Genomic DNA, 17,872 nt, shown 5'->3' with positions numbered 1-17,872 from the left:
GGGCCGGACGTCGAGCTGGTGCAGCGGCGTACGCAGCGGGTGCTCGTCGCCTCTCAGATACTCGGCGGACTGGGGACCGCGACCGGGATCGCGCTCGCCGCCGTGCTCGCCAAGAAGGTGAGCGGGGACGAGGCGCTGGCCGGGCTCGCGTCCACGGCGAGTGTCGCCGGGACCGCGTTGCTCTCGGTGCCGCTGGCCGCGTTGATGAACGCGCGGGGGCGGCGGGCCGGGCTCGTGCTCGCCTATCTGATCGGCACGGTGGGCGCCGTGGTGACCGTGCTGGCCGCCGTCGTCGGGAGCTTTCCGCTGCTGCTCGTCGGGCTGGCCGGGTTCGGTGCGGCGTCGTCCGCGAATCTGCAGGCCCGGTACGCGGCCGCCGATCTGGCCGAGCCGGACCGGCGGGCCCGGGCGATCTCGACCGTCGTGTGGGCCACCACCATCGGTGCCGTGCTCGGACCCAATATCGCGGCGCCCGCGGGCCGCAGCGTGAGCGGATTCGGGATACCGAAGGAGGCCGGGCCGTTCGTCTGGGCGGCCGGGGTGTTCCTCGTGTCCGCCGTTCTGGTGCACGTCACGCTGCGGCCCGATCCGCTGCTGACCGCGCGGGCGCTGGCCCCCGCCGAGGACCAGAGGCCCGAGGCACGTTCCGTCCGGGCGGGGTTCGCGGCGGTCGCCGCCTCGCCCCGTGCCCGGTTGGCGCTGGTGACGGTCGCCGTGTCGCACACCGCGATGGTCTCTGTCATGTCGATGACGCCGGTGGATCTCGAACACCACGGTGCCGGCATCGAGTTGATCGGCCTGGTGATCAGTGGGCACATCACGGGGATGTACGCGTTCTCACCGGTGATGGGGCGGCTGGCCGACCGGTTCGGGCGGCTCACCGTGATCGGGCTTGCGGTCGGGCTGCTCGGGTGCGCGGCCTTGCTCGCCGGAACCGCGGACGGCAACCGGGCGCAGAGCGCGGCGGGGCTGTTCACGCTCGGGCTCGGCTGGTCCGCGGGGCTCGTCGCGGGTTCCGCGCTGCTCACCGACTCCGTGCCGCAGGCAGCGCGGGCCGCAGCGCAGGGGCTGTCCGATCTGACGACGAGCCTGGCGGCGGGTGTCGGGGGCGCGGCGGCGGGGCTAGTGGTGGCGACGGCGAGTTACGCGTGGCTGAACCTGGCGGCGGCGTGCCTGTTGGTGCCTCTCGGCGCGCTCGCGCTGTTCACTCGTCGAACACCCCGACAAGGCTGACAGGGCTGACTGGGCTGATCCGGAGGGCGGTTCGGCCGGGAGTTCAGCCCAGGGTGATGTGGTAGGCCTTGCGCAGCGTCTCGTGCACGGTCCACGTCGTGCGGTCGCCCTCGCGCAGCACCGCGGCGGTGCCGGGGCCGACCTCCAGGGTGTCGCCGCCCTCGACCTCGACGGTGGCTCGGCCGCTGACGACCACGAACAGTTCGTTCGCCTCGGTGTCGGTGACCACGCCGGGCGTGATCTGCCAGATGCCGCGCAGCTGCTTGCCGTCCGCCGACTCCCACAGCACCTTGCCGGTGACCTCGGGGGTGCCCGAGACGATCTGCGCGGGGTCCAGCGGCTCCGGCTCCAGCTCGGCCTCCGGGACACGGACGGCGAAGGAGGCGCCGGAGGCCGTGGCGACAGCAGATGCGGTGGAGGCGGCGGTCTGATCGTTCGTGGTCATGGCGGGTCACCCTAGTTGACCTGCGCCTCTCCTCTCACTGGACGGCTCGTCGTGTGCTCGCCCCGCAGACTGGACGGGCCGTCAAGGGGAAGACGACTCGAAGACGCAGAAAGCGACTTGGCGGCATCGCCCACACAAGGGAGTCGTACAGACATGGAGATCTCCGGGATTCTCAGCGCGATAGTGATCGGTATCGTCATCGGCGTGCTCGGCCGGCTGGTGCTGCCAGGACGGCAGCGCATCGGCATCCTCGCGACGATCGTCGTCGGCATCGTGGCGGCCCTGCTCGGCTCGGCGATCGCCGCGGGCCTCGACGTCGCGGACACCAAGGGCGTGGACTGGGTCGAGTGGCTGATCCAGATCGGTCTCGCCGCGCTGGGTGTGGGGCTGCTCGACCGCGGCCGGATGCGTCGCTGATCACCTACTGAGCGACCGTTTCCGCATCACCGTTTCTTCCTCGACCTCTTCCTCGACGGCCTTGCTCCGCAAGGCTCCTCAACGAGCCGTTTCGGTAGCAGACTCCACCGTGCGCACAGCCGGAACATCCGCCGTAGACGAGCAACGGAGCCGAAGGGACGGCGATCAGGCATGAGCGGAAACAGGGCAGTCGCATATCTCAAGCCGGGTGCGGTCGAGGTCAGGACCATCGAGCACCCGACGCTTGAACTGAAGGACGGCCCGGGGGTGGCGTCCGCGAATGTCGGCCGGACGTGCCGGCACGGCGTGATCCTCAAGGTGCTCGCCACCAACATCTGTGGCAGCGACCAGCACATGGTGCGCGGTCGCACCACGGCACCCGAGGGACTCGTGCTCGGCCACGAGATCACCGGCGAGATCGTCGAGAAGGGCCCCGACGTCGAGTTCCTGGACGTCGGGGACGTCGTCTCGGTGCCCTTCAACATCGCGTGCGGACGCTGCCGCAACTGCAAGGAGCGCAAGACGGGCATCTGCCTGAACGTCAACCCCGCACGGCCGGGGGCGGCTTATGGCTATGTCGACATGGGTGGCTGGGTCGGCGGTCAGGCCGAGTACGCGATGATCCCGTACGCGGACTTCAACGTGCTGCGCTTCCCCGACGCCGACCAGGCGCGCGAGAAGCTCCTCGATCTGACGATGCTGTCGGACATCTTCCCGACCGGCTTCCACGGGGCGGTGACGGCGGGGACGAAGGTCGGTTCGACCGTGTACGTGGCGGGGGCCGGGCCCGTCGGTCTCGCGGCGGCCGCGTCGGCGTACCTGCTGGGTGCCGCCGTGGTGATCGTCGGCGATCTCAACGCCGAACGTCTCGCGCAGGCACGGAGTTTCGGCTGCGAGACGGTCGACCTGACGCGCGGGACGGTCGAGGACCAGGTCGCCGAGATCCTGGGGGTGCCGGAGGTCGACGCCGCCGTGGACGCGGTCGGGTTCGAGGCCCGCGCGCACGGCCCGGACGCGCCCGAGGCACCGGCGACCGTCCTCAACTCCCTGATGGGGCTCACGACGGCCGGCGGCGCGCTCGGCATCCCGGGCCTGTACGTCACCGACGACCCGGGCGGCGTCGACCAGGACGCGCGCACCGGGACGCTGAAGGTGCGACTCGGCCTCGGCTGGGCGAAGAGCCACCGGCTCACGACCGGACAGTGCCCCGTCATGACGTACCACCGGGGTCTGATGATGGCGATCCTGCACGAACGCGTACACATCGCGAAGGCCGTCAACGCGACCGTGATCGGCCTGGAGGAGGCTCCCCGCGGTTACGCCGAGTTCGATCAAGGGGCGAGCAGGAAGTACGTCCTTGATCCGCATGGCGCGCTGAGCGGGGCACGGCCCGTCTAGAGGCGGAGCACGGTCGAGGCAAGGGGGCTCCACGCGCGCGTGGAGCCCCCTTGCCGTCCGCTCGCGTGCGCGTCGCCTGTAGGCGGCGTGTTTGAGAGCGATACGCGTCCGCCAGGGATGACAGGTGACAGGGACGAGTTCCTCACCGGATCACCGGATCACCAGATCACTGGATCACTGGATCACTGGAGCCTCGGGCTCCGACTGGCGGGAGGCGAGCGCATGTTGGTCGTGTCGGACGAGGTACGGGACGCGGTCGGAGCGGGGCGCCCGGTGGTGGCGCTGGAGTCGACGATCATCGCGCACGGGCTGCCGCGCCCCCGCAACCTGAAGGTGGCGCTGGAGCTGGAGCAGGTCGTGCGGGACGAGGACGCGGTACCCGCGACGATCGCCGTGCTGGACGGCCGACCCCATGTGGGCCTGGACAAGGTGCAGTTGGAGCGGATCGCCAATGAGGACGGCATACGCAAGCTGAGCCAGCGCGATCTGCCGCTCGCCGTGGCGACGCGCGCGAGCGGAGCGACGACCGTCTCCGCGACGGCGCTGCTCGCGGCACGTGCCGGGGTACGGGTCTTCGCCACGGGCGGGCTCGGCGGGGTCCACCGGGGCTGGACGCAGACCCAGGACGAGTCGGCCGACCTGGGTCTGCTCGCGCGGACCCGGATCACCGTGGTGTGCGCCGGGGTCAAGTCGATCCTCGACGTACCGGCCACGTTGCAGCGCCTGGAGACGCTGGGGGTGGCGGTGGCCGGGTACGGGACCGGACGCTTCCCCGGCTTCTACCTCGCCGACTCCGGGGAGCCGGTGGACTGGACGTTGCACACGCCGGACGAGGTGGCGCGGGTGATGCGGGCCCAGGACGGCTTGGCGGCCCAGGAGTCGGCGCTGATCGTCGCCAACCCCGTACCGGAGGAAGCGCAGTTGGATCCGGTGCTGCACGCGCGCGTGCTGGAGGCCGGGCTGCGGGCCTGCGCGGAGGAGGGCGTCAGCGGGCAGGGCGTGACGCCGTTCCTGCTGGACTATCTGGTGCGGCACACCGACGGAGCCTCGCTGGAGGCCAATTTGGCTGCCGTTCGCGGGAACGTACGGCTCGCCGGGCGGATCGCGGCGGCCTGGGCCGGGGCGTGACGCGGGCCGGCGGGGCGCTGCTCGTCGTCGGAGACGTCGTCACGGACGTCGTCGCCCGCCACCGCGGGCAGCTCGCCCTGGGGACGGACACGGCGGCCTCGGTCCGTACGGTGCCGGGTGGCGCGGGCGCGAACGTGGCGTGCTGGGCGGCGTACACGGGCTGCCGGGAGGTGGGTCTGCTGGGACGGGTCGGGGTGGACTCGGCGCGGTGGCACGAGGAGGCGCTCGTACGGGCCGGGGTGCGGCCGCGGCTCGTGGTGGACACCGAGGCACCGACCGGGGCGGTGATCTGCCTCGTGGACGAGGCGAACGGCGGCGAGCGGACGTTCCTGACGGACAGCGGAGCGTGCCTGCGGGTGGGGCCCGGGGACTGGTCGGCCGGGTATCTGGACGGGGTCGGGTGGCTGCACCTGTCGGGTTACTTGTTCTTCTCCGACACCGGGCGGGCGTTGGTGGCCGTCGCGGTGCGGGACGCACGCGCGCGTGGCGTGCCGGTGAGTGTGGATCCGGCTTCGGCCGGGTTTCTGCGGCAGTTGGGGGCCGAGCGGTTCCTGGCACTGGCGGAGGGGGTGAACGTGCTGGTGCCGAGCCGGGACGAAGCCGTGCTGCTCAGTGGGGCCGAGGGGATCGAGGACGCCGGGGCGAAGCTGAGCGGGCGGTTCCCGGTGGTCGTCGTGAAGGCGGGGGCAGCGGGGGCTTCGGTCGCGCGGGGTGGGGTGGTGCGGGAGCGGGTCGAGGGTGTGGCGGGGGTGGTGGTGCGGGATTCGACCGGGGCGGGGGATGCGTTCACCGGGGCGCTTGTCGCTGCGCGGCTTCGGGGGGACTCGTGGCGTGAGGCCGTGGTGGAGGGGTGTCGGGCGGGGGCGGTGGCGGTGGGGCGGGTCGGGGGGCGGCCGCCGGGGTGACGTGCCCCTTGTTGTTGGGGGGTCGCGGTCGCAGTTGGTGGGGGGTTTCGCGGTTGGTGGAGTAAGTGTTTTGCTTCCCCGTCCACCCCCCGTCCCCGAAACCGGGGGCGGCCGCCGGGGTGACGTGCCCCTTGTTGTGGGGCGGTCGCGGTCGCAGTTGGCGGGGGACTCGCGGTAGGCGGAGAAAGGGATGTGCGCCCCGGACCCGCCCCTTCCCGAAACCGGGGGGCGGCCGCCGGGCTGCGGTGCCCGCTCTTGTGGGACGGTCGCGGCCACAGTTGGCGGGGGACTCGCGGTAAGCGGAGAAAGGGATGTGCGCCCCGGACCCGCCCCTTCCCGAAACCGGGGCTGCGCCCCTGGACCCCGGTGTGGAGTGGCCGGGGGCGCAGTTGCAGAGGAGGTTGAGGTGAGGGGGGCGGGTGCGGCTTTCGTTGTGGCTGGTCGCGCAGTTCCCCGTGTCCCTGTGGGGCGCTTGGGCGCGGCCACGCGCTCCTTCGGGCGCCTTGCGTCTCAGCCCTTTCTCCCCCACACCGAGATCAGGGGGGCCGTCGCCAGGTCCATCGTGCCCTCTGCCACGTTCGCCAGGTGGCGGTCGATGTCGGCGTCCGTGGCCAGGCCCGCGGTGACCAGGTCGGCGCGGATCTGCTCGACCGTCGCCGTCTCCAGGGCCGTGCAGGCGGGGGACGTCAGCGGGAAGTACGCGTCCGCCTCGACCCGGCGCAGGCCCGCCTCGCGGAGCAGGCGCGGGAGCTTGCGGCCGTACGACAGGTCGGCGCCGCGCTCCGCGAGCAGGGCGCGGAAGCCGTGGCGCAGGCGGTTGGCCAACTGCTGTTCCGGGCCGTGCTCGTCGGGGCAGAGCAGAGGCTGCAGTGCGGGGTCGGCGTCCTCGATCAGGAGGCGGCCGCCGGGGCGCAGGGCGCGGATCATGGACTGCAACGCTCGCTCCCGGTCCGGCACATGGACCAGGACGAGTCGGGCGTGCACCAGGTCGAAGCCCTCGACCGGGGGTGCGTCGACGCCGACGTCGTGCTGACGCACCTCGACCGGGGTGCGGGGCGAACCGGTCTGCCAGGACGTGTCGATGTCGGTGGCGAGAACCCGGCCGGTCGGGCCGACCTTCCGTGCCAGCCAGGACACCACCGAGGTACCGCCGGCGCCGACCTCCCAGCAGCGCCAGCCGGAACCGATGCCGAGCCGCTCGATGTGCCGGAACGTCGTGGGGTCGAACAGCGTCGACAGCGCGTCGAAGCGCTGGCCCGCCTCGGGCTGCTGATTGTCGAGAAGGTAAGCGTGGCCGCCGGAGTGCTTCATGCCCCGATCATCCCAGCCCTCTCGGGGTATACGAGGCATTTGGGGTGGTCAAGGCCGTCTCCGTGGAGATCGCTGCGAAGCGAACCGGAGCGGAATGGTCCGTTCCCACAGGGCTCGACACGATGGCGGCGATCGCTGGCAGACTGGCTCGCCAAGTCGCTCTCACGGCAGGGCGACAGCCAGGTACAGCACGTACGAACAGCGGCGCAAGGAGCCGAGCATGTCGATGGCGGGCAATTTGCGGAAGGTCGGCAGCCTCCGCAAGGTCGGCGGTCTGCGGAAGGTCGCGCGGCTGGCGCGTCGACGGCGACGGGTCGACCTGAGCCACCCGGCGCGCTCCCCGCTCGGGTCCGCGGTGGTGAACTGCGTGACGTACCGCGACGGGCGTCGCGGGAAGGACGGGCGCGATCTCGTCGAGGCCGTACGCGCGGTGCGCAAGGCGGACGACGGGTTCGTGTGGCTCGGCCTGCACGAGCCGTCGGAGCTGGAGTTCGCGGACATCGCCGAGTTGTTCGATCTGCATCCGCTCGCCGTGGAGGACGCGGTCCACGCGCACCAGCGGCCCAAGGTCGAGCGGTACGGCACCACGCTCTTCGCCGTTCTGAAGACGGTCTGTTATGTCGAGCACGCGGAGCTCACCGCCACCAGCGAGGTCGTCGACACGGGCGAGCTCATGGTGTTCGTCGGCCATGACTTCGTGATCACGGTGCGGCACGGCCTGCACGGTTCGCTCGGCCCTGTGCGGGAGTCCCTGGAGGCGGATCCCGAGCAGCTGGCCAAGGGCCCGGCCGCGGTGCTGCACGCCATCGCGGACAGTGTGGTCGACGACTATCTGACGGTGATCGACGAGGTCCAGGCGGACATCGACGAGGTCGAGGCGGCGGTGTTCGCGCAGAACGGAGCGCGGGCGGATCCCGGCCGGATCTACCAACTCAAGCGGGAGCTGCTGGAGTTGAAGCGGGCGGTGGTGCCGCTGTCGCGTCCGGTGCTCGAGTTGGCGAGTCGCCCCTTCCCCGTCGTGCCGCCCGACATACAGGCGTACTTCCGTGACGTGTCGGACCATCTGCTGCGGGCGGCGGAGCAGATAGCGGCCTTCGACGAACTGCTCAACTCGATCCTGCAGGCCCATCTCGCGCAGGTGACCGTCGCGCAGAACGAGGACATGCGCAAGATCACCGCATGGGCCGCGATCGTGGCCGTGCCGACGATGGGGTGCGGCGTGTACGGCATGAACTTCGATCACATGCCGGAGCTGCACTGGCGGTTCGGCTATCCGCTCATGCTGTCCGTCATAGGAGTGATCTGTTTCGTCGTGTACCGGGGGTTCAAGCGCAACGGGTGGCTGTAGCAGGGTCAGCCGCCGTTCCAGGCGGGATGGCGGGGGTCGTCGGCGCGGATGACGATGTCGGCGTTCGCGGCGGGGTCGGTCTCGGTGTCGTAGCGGTCGTAGGCCGGGAGCGTCCAGTGGTCGGAGTCCGGGGTACGGCGGCGCAGGGCGCCCGGAGAGAGGCTCACGTGGACCGTCAGGTCGAAGGGGAACCAGTGGTGGAGGAGGAGGGGGCCGTGCAGCAACAGGGCGCTCCCCGGCGGGATTTGGACGGGGGTGCTGCGGGTGGCCCGGTCGGTTGCGGGGTCCCACAGGTCGGGCAGGACACGGCCCGTGCCGTCCGGTTCGAGGGGGCCGAACACCTCGCGCCACAGCGCGCCCGTGTCGAACCATCCGCTGTAGTACGCCTCCACGTCCTGACGTCCGAACTCGTAGCGCAGCGAGGCCGGGCGCAGGAAGCCTTCCGTGCCGACGACCAGCGAAGACCGGCCCCGGGTGCGCAGGGCTTCGTGGACGCGTGCCGCGAGGTCGCCGGGGCGGGCGGCCGGCGCCCCGTCGAAGGCGACCTTCGGCCAGGGGCCGCCGTCGGACGGCTTCAGGTCGAGCAGGCGCTCGGCGAGGGTTTCGCCGAGCCGTTCCCAGGTGATCGCTTCGAGTCGCACACGGTCCATGATGCCGGGCGGCGACGGAGTGGTGGCAGCAGGTCGGGGGCGGGCATGACGTCGGTATGAGCAGCGCGGATTCAAGCGCCGAGTCGGGCGCCGGGTTCCCGGTCCTCGCCGTGCGCGGGCCCCTCGTTTTCCAGCCGGTCAAGCGGCGGCGGTGCGGTGTGTGCCGGGGTGGGCCGCTCACGCTGCTGGCGCTCGAGGACGGACAGCCGCGTTGTCTGGACTGCGCGGACCTGGGGCATCTGGTGTTTCTGCAGCGCGGCGACACCGCGCTGACCAGGCGGGCAAGGGAGGAGAGTGGTCTCTGCGCGGTCGTGGTGCGGTTCCATCGGCGGCGCGGGCGGTACGAGCGGCAGGGCCTGCTCGTCGAGGAGACGGCGCTCGCGCGGGCCGAGGCACGGTGTCTCGCGGACGCGGAGGCGCGGGCCCGGCGGCGGGCTCGGGACGCCGAGCGGCGGGCGGCGGAGGATGTGCGGTTCGTGGCGGCGTTCGCGGCGGCGATCCGGCGGCTGTTCCCCGGGTGCCCCGAGGAGCGGGCCGTGGCCATCGCCGGGCACGCGGGGTTGCGCGGGAGCGGGCGGGTCGGACGGAGTGCGGCGGGGCGAGCCCTGTCGGAGGGGGCGGTCACGGCGGCCGTGCGCGCGGCGGTGCGGCACGGGGACACTCCGTACGACCGGCTGCTGATGGAGGGAGTGGCGAGGAGGGAGGCGCGGGTGCGGGTGGCCGGGACGGTGGGGGCGGTGCTGGATCGGTGGGCGACGGAGGCCGGCACGGGAGCGGCGTGAGCAGCGGAAGCAGGGAAGCAGGGATGGGGGTGCGAGGCAAGAAGTGAGGCTCGGGTGAAGCCGGTGTTCGGGGGGGGCGGATGTCCGGGCGGCATCGGGTTACTCCCAGATCTTGATGATGCTTTCGTTCCGTGATGCGGAAGATGCGACCGCGAAAGTCGGAAACCATTCCCCTTACATGCACATCTGCGGCATGATCCCTTCACATACCCAGGGCCGGACCAAGGGGGGTCAGGATGATCGAGGGGCCGTACTTCGTACTGGTCGTGCTCGGGGCGCTGTGGTGCGGGGTCGCGGCAGGGGTCTTCGCCGCGTTCTCCACATTCGTGATGCGCGGGCTCGGCGCGCTGCCCGCCGCGCGCGGGATCGCGGCGATGAACTCCATCAACATCGCGGCCGTCACCCCGGCCTTCATGGCCGTCTTTCTCGGTGCGGCCGTGCTGTGCGCGGTGATCGCCGTCGTGACGTTCGTGCTCTGGCCCGAGCACGCGACCGTCGAGCTGCTGCTCGGCTGTGCGCTGTATCTGGCAGGGTCGTTCGGTGTGACGGTCCTGGCGAACATTCCGCGCAACGAGACGCTCGCCAAGCTGGCCGGTGACGAGGAGTCCGAGGGCAGCGCCGCGTACTGGCGTACGTATCTGAGCGAGTGGGTCATGTGGAACCACATTCGGGGCGGCGCAGCGCTCGCCGCGTCGGCGTCGTTCGTGCTGGCCCTGACCTGAGCGTCCCGGACCTGTCGTCGGGGCGGGGCGCGGCGATGCGACGTATCGTGACGAAAGGAGTCACGGAGTAGGGAGACGGCCATGGCCGACCCCAAGGGCTTTCTCACCACAGCGCGGCAGGAGGCACCGCGTCGGCCGGTCGACGAGCGGGTGCGGGACTGGGACGAGGTGTACGTTCCCGGCGGGCTGCTGCCGATCGTGAGCGCGCAGGCGGACCGGTGCATGGACTGCGGGATCCCGTTCTGCCACGAGGCGTGTCCGCTGGGGAACCTGATCCCCGAGTGGAACGAACTCGTCGCGCGCGGCGACTGGCGCGCCGCGAGCGAGCGGCTGCACGCCACCAACAACTTCCCCGAGTTCACCGGACGGCTCTGCCCCGCGCCCTGCGAGGCCGGATGCGTCCTCGCCATCAATCAGCCCGCCGTCACCATCAAGAACGTCGAGGTCGCCATCGCCGACCGGTCCTGGGACGAAGGGTTCGTCTCCGCGCAGCCGCCGGAGCGGCACACGGGGCGGACCGTCGCCGTGGTCGGTTCGGGTCCCGCCGGGCTCGCGGCGGCGCAGCAGCTGGCCCGGGCCGGGCACACCGTCGCCGTGTACGAGCGTGACGACCGGGCGGGCGGACTGCTGCGGTACGGGATCCCCGCGTTCAAGATGGAGAAGCGTCAACTAGAGCGCAGATTGGGGCAGTTGACGGACGAGGGGGTGCGGTTCCGTACGTCCGTGGAGGTGGGGCGGGACATCACCGCGCACCGGTTGCGGGCGCGGTACGACGCCGTGATCGTCGCCACCGGGTCGACCGCGTGGCGTGAACTCGACGTTGCGGGAAGGGAGTTGGGCGGGATCCATCAGGCGATGGAGTACCTGCCGCTGGCGAACCGGGTCTGCGAGGGCGACCTGACCGTGTCGCCGCTCAGCGCGGCCGGAAAGCATGTCGTCATCGTCGGCGGGGGTGACACGGGGGCGGACTGCCTGGGTACGGCGGTGCGCGAACAGGCCGCTTCCGTGACCCAGTTGGACATCTACACCCAACCGGGGGACGTGCGCGACGAGGAGGCCGAGCCCTGGCCGACGTATCCGAAGCTGTACCGGCTGTCCGCGGCGCACGAGGAGGCGGGCGAGTTGAAGACGGCTCCGGAGGCGGATGCGGACGCGCGGCTCTTCGCGGCGTCGACGCTCCGCTTCACGGGGGACGCGGGCGGGCACGTACGGGCGTTGCACCTGGTCGGGGTGGATGCCGGGCGCAGACCGCGGGCCGGGACGGAGCGGACGCTGCCTGCCGATCTGGTGCTGTTGGCGCTCGGGTTCCATGGCCCGGAGCGCCATGTCGGTTCGCTGGTCGACCAGTTGGGGCTCGAGGTGGGTGAGCGGGGCGGGATCGCTCGGGATGCCGGGTTCGCCACGGAGGTGCCGGGGGTGTTCGTCGCCGGGGACGCCGGGCGGGGGCAGTCGCTCGTGGTGTGGGCTATCGCGGAGGGGCGGGCCGCCGCCGCGGCGGTCGACCGGTGGCTCATGGGGACGACGCGGTTGCCGGCGCCTGTCGGGGCGCATGACCGGCCCATGGGGGTGTGATCGCGGGAGGGAGTGGCACGGAGGGAAGCGTTCGACCGGTACGAGGGGTGCGTGGGCCGACGCCCCGGATCGGGTGATCGGCCCTCTGTAAGGTGCGGTTCCATGGCGCAATCGTGGGTCAATTCGGCGGAGCGGATCGGGGTCGATCTGCATCTGGAGCTGTCCCGTTCGGGGAGTCGGCGGGGTGCGCTCACCGGCGCGTTGCGCGACGCGGTGCGGTCCGGGCGGCTCGCGCCCGGGACCCGGCTGCCGCCGTACCGCGCGCTCGCCGCCGATCTGGGTGTCGCCCGCAACACCGTCGCCGACGCCTACGCCGAACTCGTCGCCGAGGGCTGGCTCACCGCGCGCCAGGGTTCGGGGACGCGGGTCGCCGAGCGGGCGCGGCCGCCGGAGCCGTCAGGTGGGCCGGCGTCGCCGCGGACGGCCGTGCCGGTACGTTCCCGGGGGCCCGTGCACGATCTGCGGCAGGGCGCGCCGGACGCGTCGGCGTTTCCGCGGGCCGCCTGGGCCACGGCGTACCGGCGCGCCCTGAACGCGGCGCCGGTCGCCGCCTTCGGGCCCGGTGATCCACAGGGCCGCATCGAACTGCGTACCGCGCTCACCGAGTACCTGGCACGCTCGCGCGGGGTGCGCGCCGAGCCCGGACGCATCGTGATCTGCTCGGGGTTCGCGCACGCGTTGCGGCTGCTCTACGGGGAGAAGGTGCTGCGCGGACCGCTCGCCGTGGAGGAGTACGGGCTCGGGTTCCATCGGGAGCTGCTGGCCGGGGCGGGGGTGCGGACGATTCCGTTGCCCGTCGATGAACACGGGGCGCTCGTCGGGGAGTTGGGTGCGCTCGGGGCCGGGGTGCGCGGGGTGCTGCTCACTCCCGCGCACCAGTTCCCCACGGGTGGGCCCTTGCACGCCGAGCGGCGGGCCGCCGTGGTCGACTGGGCGCGGAGGCGGGACGGGCTCGTGATGGAGGACGACTACGACGGGGAGTTCCGGTACGACCGCAAGCCCGTCGGGGCGGTGCAGGGGCTCGATCCGGAGCGTGTGGTCTACGTGGGGTCGGTGAGCAAGAGCCTCTCGCCCGCGCTGCGGCTGGGATGGATGGTGCTGCCGGAGCATCTGGTGGCGGAGGTGGTCGCGGCGAAGGGTGAGCGGGAGGGGTGGGCGAGCGCGCTCGATCAGTTGGCGCTCGCGGAGTTCCTGTCGTCGGGGGCGTACGACCGGCATGTGCGGCGGATGCGTCAGCGGTATCGGGGGCGGCGCGATCTGCTGGTGGCGGCGCTTGCCGAGCGGGCGCCGTGGGTCCGGGTCAGCGGGATCGCGGCGGGGTTGCACGCCGTTCTGCGGGTGCCCTCCGGGCGGGAGCGGGATGTCGTGGAGGCTGCGCGGGGGCGGGGGATCTCGGTGGACGGGTTGGCGGAGTTCCGGCATCCCGGGGTGCGGGGCGAGCGTGAGGGTGGGGTTGTGGTTCGGGGTGAGGACGGGGTTGTCGTGGGGTATGCGGCGGCTGCTGAGCGGGCTTATGGGGTGGCGGTTGAGGCGTTGTGCGGGGTGTTGGAGCGGTGCGGTGGGAGCGACGGGGGCCGGCGTTAGAGGGCGAGAAGGCGAAGGGCAGGTGTGTGTGGGCGTGCTGGGGTGGCGGTGAGGAGTTCCGGGTGGCGGTTGGGGGTGGCTGAGCGCGCAGTTCCTCGCGCCCCTCAAAACCCACCCGCCGTGCCGGTGCCCCACCGACGNCGGGTGATCGCGCCACATAGCCGGGCGCGCAGCTCCCCGCGCCCCCCTGAAAACCCACCCGCCGTGCCGGTGCCCCACCGACGCCGGGTGATCGCNNCACGTGGCCGGGCGCACAGTTCCCCGCGCCCCCCTGAAAACCCACCCGTCGCTGCGGGCTGCGGGCTCGGGGCGTGTTCAGGGGAGGAGGAAGTCCGCCGCGCCCGACTTGGCGCCCTCGATGAAGGCGGTGATCTCCTGGGGTGTGTAGATCAGGGCCGGGCCGTCGGGGTCCGAGGACTGGCGGACGGCGACGCGACCGTCGGCGAGCTTCATCGCTTCGAGGCAGTTGCCTCCGTTGCCGCCGCTCCAGGGCTTGTGCCAGCCTTCGGTGCCGAGTTGGCGCGCGGGCATGCCGTTGTAGATCGGCTCGCCGTCGACGCCTCGTATTCGGTCCTTGATCTGGTCCATTCACAGCTCCTTGCGGAGATCGGTCAGGATCTCCTTTGTGCGTTGTGCCGTCGCGGCATGTGCCGCCATGCGGTCCATGACCTCGAGGTGGGTGGCCACCTCGGGGCGCGCGTCGAGATAGACGGCGCCGGTCAGGTACTCGCTGTAGACCATGTCGGGCAGCTCCGGCACGGCGAAGCGGAACAGCACGAAGGGTCCGTACGTGCCCGGGTGCGGGCCGGACGCGAACCGGGCGACCTGGAGCGTCACGTTCGGCAGCTCCATCGCCGAGAGGAGCCGGTCGATCTGCCCGCGCATCACGCCCGCGTCGCCGACGGGCCGCCGCAGCGCGGTCTCGTCCATGACCACCCACAGCCGCGGCGCGTCCTCGCGGGTGAGCAGGGCCTGGCGCCGCATGCGCAGGTCGACGTGGCGCTCGACGCGGTCCGGGTCGTCGACCAGGGAGCGGCCGATCGCACCGGACTTCAGCACCCCGCGCGCGTAGTCCTCGGTCTGCAGGAGTCCGGGCACGAAGTGCGGCTCGTACGACCTGATGAGTGAGGCGGCGCCCTCCAGGCTCACGTACATCGAGAACCAGCCGGGCAGGATGTCGTGGAACCGCTGCCACCAGCCCGGCTTGTTCGCGTCCTCGGCGAGCTGCACGAACGCGTCGGCCTCTGCGTCGGTGACGCCGTAGTACTTCAGGAGCATCTGCAGGTACGGGATCTTGAGCCCGACCTCGGCGGTCTCCATGCGGCGAACCGTCGCGGCGGTTACACGGAGTACTTTCGCGGCGTCCTCGCGCTTGAGCCCCGCACCCTCGCGCAAGTCCTGGAGACGGCGGCCGAGAACGACCTGGCCGACCGTCGGCGCGGACCGCGGTTCACTCACGCCGCATCCCTCCCAGCAGTCCGACCCGTGTCCGACCCGTTGTCCCAGTAACTGTCCAGTGACCGAATCCAGCCGCACCCAGACACGCACAACCGCGAGAAAGAGCCGTTCATCGGCGGATTCTCTCGCGGTTCGCATCCAGGAGCCGCCGTGCGGCGGGCTGTTGCGAGCAGTCTGCCATGTCCGATCCGGGCGGCACACTGCACTCTGCACTTTTCAGAGTGGCTCTTGCCAAGTGTTCACGACGGGGCGATAGTGGCAAGCGTGACTCCGTCCGCGCCCTTAGGAACAGAAGCCATCGAAACTACTCTCGGTGACCGTATGGGTACATCGTCGATGTACCCGGTCCGCCGCAGCAGCTTCGAGTTGGCTCCCCATCCGGGCTCCGCCGCACAGGCCCGGCGTATGACGCGCGCCCAGCTCAGTGGGTGGGGCGCGTGCGAGGACACCTGTGACGCGGCGGCCCTCGTCGTGTCCGAACTGGTCACGAACGCGATCGTGCACACGGCGAGCCGCCGTATCCACTGCGAACTGCACGATCTGCGTACCCACGAGGCCGCCGCGGCCGGGGACGGCGAGCGCGTACGGATAGCCGTGCGCGACGAGGGCCTGATCCCCGGTGACACCGGCTCGGCGGGCCGGACAGCTCCCGAGGAGGAGCACGGCAGAGGGCTGCTCCTGGTCGCCGCCGTCTCCGCGGCATGGGGAGCCCAGGAGAACGGCCCCGGCCTGCTCGTCTGGGCGGAGCTGCCGCGGGACGCCGGGGCGCAGGCCACGGGCCCCGGGCCGGTGCCGGACGCACCCGACAGCGGCGGATGGGCCTGGTAGACCCCGGCCGCGGACACTCTGGGCCGGGTGAGGATCGACAAGCGTGCTGAACCGACGAGCGTGCTGAACGGGAACGGATGGGCGTGGTGAAGACGGGCACGATGCGGACGATGCAGCTGGACTCGCTGGTCGGGCTCGCCCGGCGACGACACACTCCGCGCCCGCCCGCACCCCTCATACGCCTGACGGTGCCGGACGGCATGACGGCGCCGCTCGGCTGCGACGCGGTGGCCGTGCCCGAGAGCTTCGCCCGCGCGATGACGCCGCGGCTGCCCCGGATGGGCTGCGTGTACGCGGCCGAGGGGCACTGGTGGTGGCTCGTGCCGTCGGACTCGGACGTGGCGCTCGAGTGGCCCGCGCCCGCGCGCTACACGGCGGGAGCCGTGGTGCCGGACGCGGCACGGGTACCGGCTCTCATCCACTGCCCCGACGTGTCGGTGCCCTACACGCCGCCGATCCCGCTGTATCTCGCGCTGTGCCGGGTGACCGGGACGACCCCGGCCTGGTCCCGGTCCGTCGGGACTCCCTGAGTCGCGGCTTCCCGGGGCGCGGCTTTCTGACTCGCGGCCGCCCGCGTCGGAACGTGCCGAGCAGGCAAGGCAGTTCACCGGCGAGGACGTCGGGGCTCCCGCTCCCGACGTCCCGCGCCGAGTCCCCGTGTCCACATGGTCCGAGATGGTTCGAGGGCGTGCGCGGTGTGCCGCACGGCCGGTGAGGCCCGACCGGCCGTCGCCGGCCATGGCCTGCCATGGCCGACCGTTGCCACCACCGTAGCCGCGCTCCGGCACGGCGTCTCGGCCCCGACTCCTCCGGTGACGCGGACGGGCCGCCTTCCGGCCATCCCGGTCGTGGGGCCGCGGAGGCCTCCCGGTACCGGTGCGGGCGGGGTCAGGCCACGGGTTCCGGCATAGCCTCCCGCACGATCACGAGGAACGCGTCGGTCGCCAAGTCCATGACCACTTCGGCCGGTTGGCCCTCGAGCCGACACCGGCGCGCGAAGTCCTCGGCCGGCCAGGAGCCGCGAGGCCCGCCGGCCGGGAAGCGTTGCAGTACCACTCGTGCGTTGATCATTGTCCGTCCCTGTCCCCCGTGTCATACGTGTCGCACGTGTCGTACGGGTCGTGCGTGCCGTACGCGACGTACGTGCCGTGCCTGTCGCACCTGAAGCGCGGGCTCCGGAACGGTCCGGCGCCCTGTGTGAAGGAGAACGCTGACAGGACGGGTAAGGACTCGCAACGTGACAAGAATGACACCGAGTTGGGACGAGGTCAGGGCGGTCGGGACGGCTGGTGCGTCCGGGAAGTCCGGGACGGTCGTCAGTCGACGTACTCGTCGTGGTACCGCACCCGCGCACTGCCCGCGGGCGCCCCGAGCGACGACGCTCGTCCCTCCGGCTTCTCCCATGCCTCCTGCCGGCCGAGGGCGGTGAGGTCGATGAGGTTCGTGGTGAAGCCGATGTTGTCCAGGCCTCGGTCGAACGCCGAGTACGTGTGGTAGATCCGCTCCCCCTCCCGCAGGAAGCAGCTCAGGGCCGGGCGCTCCTGGGGTTCGCCGTCCTCGCCCTCGACGGTGGCGCCGAAGTCCTGGTTGAAGTCGCTGAGGTTCGAGGAGTACCAGGGCACGGTCCAGCCCATCCGCGCCTTGAAGGGCAGGATCCTGGTGAAGGGCGCGCGGGAGACCGCCGCGAACGCCGTGCCGCGGGCGCGCAGGTGGGCCAGGTGTCCGATCTGGTCGAGGAAGCCGGAGCAGCTGGTGCAGCCCGCCTCCCACTCCGGCGCGAACATGAAGTGGTAGACGACGAGTTGGGGCCGTCCCTCGAACAGGTCGAGGAGTTCGGACTTGCCGTCCGGGCCCTCGAACACGTACAGCTTGTCGACCTCCACCATGGGCAGCTCGCGCCGCCGCGTGTTCAGCGCGTCGCGCGCCCGGGTCGCCGTCTTCTCCAGGGCGAGCAACTCTTCGCGAGCGGCACGCCACTCGTCCCGGGTGACCACCTTCGGCAGCCCCATGGTTCCTCCTCGGGTCGGGTCTCTCGGAGGGGTGACCGGGGGCGGTCGCGGAACTCATCGCTCACGGGAAGAAAATCTTCGA

General features: G+C 71.7%; 19 protein-coding genes. 12 read left to right on the top strand and 7 right to left on the bottom strand.

The window, feature by feature from the left end; all coding sequences use genetic code 11:
- Positions 1 to 15 precede the first annotated feature (15 nt).
- Positions 16 to 1,233: an MFS transporter gene (locus B072_RS0127915; protein WP_202539112.1), complete on the top strand. Its 1,218-nt coding sequence runs from the start codon at positions 16 to 18 to the stop codon at positions 1,231 to 1,233.
- Between the two features lie 43 nt (positions 1,234 to 1,276).
- Here the strand turns inward: B072_RS0127915 and B072_RS0127910 are convergent, their stop codons facing one another.
- On the bottom strand, positions 1,277 to 1,678 hold the full coding sequence (locus tag B072_RS0127910) for a cupin domain-containing protein (RefSeq protein WP_018533253.1): 402 nt from the start codon (positions 1,676 to 1,678) through the stop codon (positions 1,277 to 1,279).
- Between the two features lie 153 nt (positions 1,679 to 1,831).
- Between B072_RS0127910 and B072_RS0127905 the strand changes: the two genes are divergently transcribed.
- The 4 genes from B072_RS0127905 (at position 1,832) to B072_RS0127890 (ending at position 5,526) form a co-directional block, all read left to right on the top strand.
- Positions 1,832 to 2,095 (top strand): GlsB/YeaQ/YmgE family stress response membrane protein, encoded by a 264-nt coding sequence (locus tag B072_RS0127905; protein ID WP_018533252.1) that lies wholly within the window; start codon positions 1,832 to 1,834, stop codon positions 2,093 to 2,095.
- Between the two features lie 171 nt (positions 2,096 to 2,266).
- Complete coding sequence (gene fdhA, locus B072_RS0127900) at positions 2,267 to 3,493, top strand: formaldehyde dehydrogenase, glutathione-independent (RefSeq protein WP_018533251.1); 1,227 nt, start codon at positions 2,267 to 2,269, stop codon at positions 3,491 to 3,493.
- A 222-nt stretch (positions 3,494 to 3,715) separates the two neighbouring features.
- Positions 3,716 to 4,621 carry a pseudouridine-5'-phosphate glycosidase gene (locus tag B072_RS0127895; protein WP_018533250.1) on the top strand — a complete coding sequence of 302 codons (906 nt, stop codon included), beginning with the start codon at positions 3,716 to 3,718 and terminating at the stop codon, positions 4,619 to 4,621.
- On the top strand, positions 4,618 to 5,526 hold the full coding sequence (locus tag B072_RS0127890) for a carbohydrate kinase family protein (RefSeq protein ID WP_018533249.1): 909 nt from the start codon (positions 4,618 to 4,620) through the stop codon (positions 5,524 to 5,526). Before B072_RS0127895 ends, B072_RS0127890 begins: the two co-directional genes overlap by 4 nt.
- Before the next feature lie 510 nt (positions 5,527 to 6,036).
- Here the strand turns inward: B072_RS0127890 and B072_RS0127885 are convergent.
- The gene (locus tag B072_RS0127885; RefSeq protein ID WP_018533248.1) at positions 6,037 to 6,837 is read right to left on the bottom strand and encodes a methyltransferase domain-containing protein; all 801 of its coding nucleotides are present in this window, start codon (positions 6,835 to 6,837) and stop codon (positions 6,037 to 6,039) included.
- 220 nt (positions 6,838 to 7,057) lie between these two features.
- Between B072_RS0127885 and B072_RS0127880 the strand changes: the two genes are divergently transcribed.
- A complete protein-coding gene (locus tag B072_RS0127880) occupies positions 7,058 to 8,185 on the top strand; it encodes a magnesium and cobalt transport protein CorA (protein ID WP_018533247.1) in 1,128 nt (375 codons plus the stop codon).
- A 5-nt stretch (positions 8,186 to 8,190) separates the two neighbouring features.
- On the opposite strand, the gene B072_RS0127875 is transcribed toward B072_RS0127880, so the two are convergent.
- A complete protein-coding gene (locus tag B072_RS0127875; protein WP_043244804.1) occupies positions 8,191 to 8,835 on the bottom strand; it encodes a uridine kinase in 645 nt (214 codons plus the stop codon).
- Positions 8,836 to 8,891: 56 nt separating this feature from the next.
- Here B072_RS0127875 and B072_RS0127870 point away from each other — a divergent pair, with 56 nt between their 5' ends.
- The 4 genes from B072_RS0127870 to B072_RS0127855 all read left to right on the top strand — a co-directional run bounded on the left by B072_RS0127870 (position 8,892) and on the right by B072_RS0127855 (position 13,495).
- Positions 8,892 to 9,617 carry a DUF2293 domain-containing protein gene (locus B072_RS0127870; protein WP_018533245.1) on the top strand — a complete coding sequence of 242 codons (726 nt, stop codon included), beginning with the start codon at positions 8,892 to 8,894 and terminating at the stop codon, positions 9,615 to 9,617.
- A gap of 236 nt (positions 9,618 to 9,853) precedes the next feature.
- Positions 9,854 to 10,339 carry a DUF1772 domain-containing protein gene (locus tag B072_RS0127865; protein WP_018533244.1) on the top strand — a complete coding sequence of 162 codons (486 nt, stop codon included), beginning with the start codon at positions 9,854 to 9,856 and terminating at the stop codon, positions 10,337 to 10,339.
- Between the two features lie 81 nt (positions 10,340 to 10,420).
- Complete coding sequence (locus B072_RS0127860) at positions 10,421 to 11,911, top strand: glutamate synthase subunit beta (protein WP_018533243.1); 1,491 nt, start codon at positions 10,421 to 10,423, stop codon at positions 11,909 to 11,911.
- 102 nt (positions 11,912 to 12,013) lie between these two features.
- Entirely contained in the window at positions 12,014 to 13,495 is a 1,482-nt protein-coding gene (locus tag B072_RS0127855) for a PLP-dependent aminotransferase family protein (protein ID WP_018533242.1), read from the top strand.
- A 315-nt stretch (positions 13,496 to 13,810) separates the two neighbouring features.
- On the opposite strand, the gene B072_RS0127850 is transcribed toward B072_RS0127855, so the two are convergent.
- Positions 13,811 to 14,083, bottom strand: coding sequence for a DUF397 domain-containing protein (locus tag B072_RS0127850; protein WP_018533241.1), 273 nt, complete (start codon positions 14,081 to 14,083; stop codon positions 13,811 to 13,813).
- Entirely contained in the window at positions 14,084 to 14,953 is an 870-nt protein-coding gene (locus B072_RS0127845) for a helix-turn-helix domain-containing protein (RefSeq protein ID WP_018533240.1), read from the bottom strand.
- A 255-nt stretch (positions 14,954 to 15,208) separates the two neighbouring features.
- On the opposite strand from B072_RS0127845, the gene B072_RS44225 reads away from it, so the two are divergent.
- Entirely contained in the window at positions 15,209 to 15,781 is a 573-nt protein-coding gene (locus B072_RS44225; RefSeq protein WP_106432949.1) for an ATP-binding protein, read from the top strand.
- A gap of 77 nt (positions 15,782 to 15,858) precedes the next feature.
- The gene (locus tag B072_RS0127835; protein WP_018533238.1) at positions 15,859 to 16,311 is read left to right on the top strand and encodes a hypothetical protein; all 453 of its coding nucleotides are present in this window, start codon (positions 15,859 to 15,861) and stop codon (positions 16,309 to 16,311) included.
- Positions 16,312 to 16,669: 358 nt separating this feature from the next.
- On the opposite strand, the gene B072_RS0127830 is transcribed toward B072_RS0127835, so the two are convergent.
- Both B072_RS0127830 and B072_RS0127825 read right to left on the bottom strand, forming a co-directional pair.
- Positions 16,670 to 16,852 (bottom strand): hypothetical protein, encoded by a 183-nt coding sequence (locus tag B072_RS0127830; protein ID WP_078506606.1) that lies wholly within the window; start codon positions 16,850 to 16,852, stop codon positions 16,670 to 16,672.
- A 245-nt stretch (positions 16,853 to 17,097) separates the two neighbouring features.
- Positions 17,098 to 17,790, bottom strand: a complete 693-nt coding sequence (locus B072_RS0127825; protein WP_018533236.1) for a DUF899 domain-containing protein — start codon at positions 17,788 to 17,790, stop codon at positions 17,098 to 17,100.
- Between the last annotated feature and the right edge of the window lie 82 nt (positions 17,791 to 17,872).

It is taken from the genome of Streptomyces sp. HmicA12 (assembly GCF_000373565.1).
Lineage (GTDB): Bacteria > Actinomycetota > Actinomycetes > Streptomycetales > Streptomycetaceae > Streptomyces.
This window is presented reverse-complemented; position numbering and strand designations above follow the sequence as displayed.

Excerpts from the sequence above, each read along its gene's own strand:
- B072_RS0127905 (WP_018533252.1), top strand. The coding sequence starts at position 1,832 with ATGGAGATCTCCGGGATTCTCAGCGCGATAGTGATCGGTATCGTCATC.
- B072_RS0127830 (WP_078506606.1), bottom strand. The coding sequence starts at position 16,852 with ATGATCAACGCACGAGTGGTACTGCAACGCTTCCCGGCCGGCGGGCCT.
- B072_RS0127865 (WP_018533244.1), top strand. The coding sequence starts at position 9,854 with ATGATCGAGGGGCCGTACTTCGTACTGGTCGTGCTCGGGGCGCTGTGG.
- B072_RS0127850 (WP_018533241.1), bottom strand. The coding sequence starts at position 14,083 with ATGGACCAGATCAAGGACCGAATACGAGGCGTCGACGGCGAGCCGATC.
- fdhA (WP_018533251.1), top strand. The coding sequence starts at position 2,267 with ATGAGCGGAAACAGGGCAGTCGCATATCTCAAGCCGGGTGCGGTCGAG.
- B072_RS0127870 (WP_018533245.1), top strand. The coding sequence starts at position 8,892 with ATGAGCAGCGCGGATTCAAGCGCCGAGTCGGGCGCCGGGTTCCCGGTC.
- B072_RS0127835 (WP_018533238.1), top strand. The coding sequence starts at position 15,859 with ATGGGCGTGGTGAAGACGGGCACGATGCGGACGATGCAGCTGGACTCG.
- B072_RS0127825 (WP_018533236.1), bottom strand. The coding sequence starts at position 17,790 with ATGGGGCTGCCGAAGGTGGTCACCCGGGACGAGTGGCGTGCCGCTCGC.
- B072_RS0127895 (WP_018533250.1), top strand. The coding sequence starts at position 3,716 with ATGTTGGTCGTGTCGGACGAGGTACGGGACGCGGTCGGAGCGGGGCGC.
- B072_RS0127880 (WP_018533247.1), top strand. The coding sequence starts at position 7,058 with ATGTCGATGGCGGGCAATTTGCGGAAGGTCGGCAGCCTCCGCAAGGTC.
- B072_RS0127885 (WP_018533248.1), bottom strand. The coding sequence starts at position 6,837 with ATGAAGCACTCCGGCGGCCACGCTTACCTTCTCGACAATCAGCAGCCC.
- B072_RS0127910 (WP_018533253.1), bottom strand. The coding sequence starts at position 1,678 with ATGACCACGAACGATCAGACCGCCGCCTCCACCGCATCTGCTGTCGCC.
- B072_RS0127860 (WP_018533243.1), top strand. The coding sequence starts at position 10,421 with ATGGCCGACCCCAAGGGCTTTCTCACCACAGCGCGGCAGGAGGCACCG.
- B072_RS0127855 (WP_018533242.1), top strand. The coding sequence starts at position 12,014 with ATGGCGCAATCGTGGGTCAATTCGGCGGAGCGGATCGGGGTCGATCTG.
- B072_RS0127875 (WP_043244804.1), bottom strand. The coding sequence starts at position 8,835 with ATGGACCGTGTGCGACTCGAAGCGATCACCTGGGAACGGCTCGGCGAA.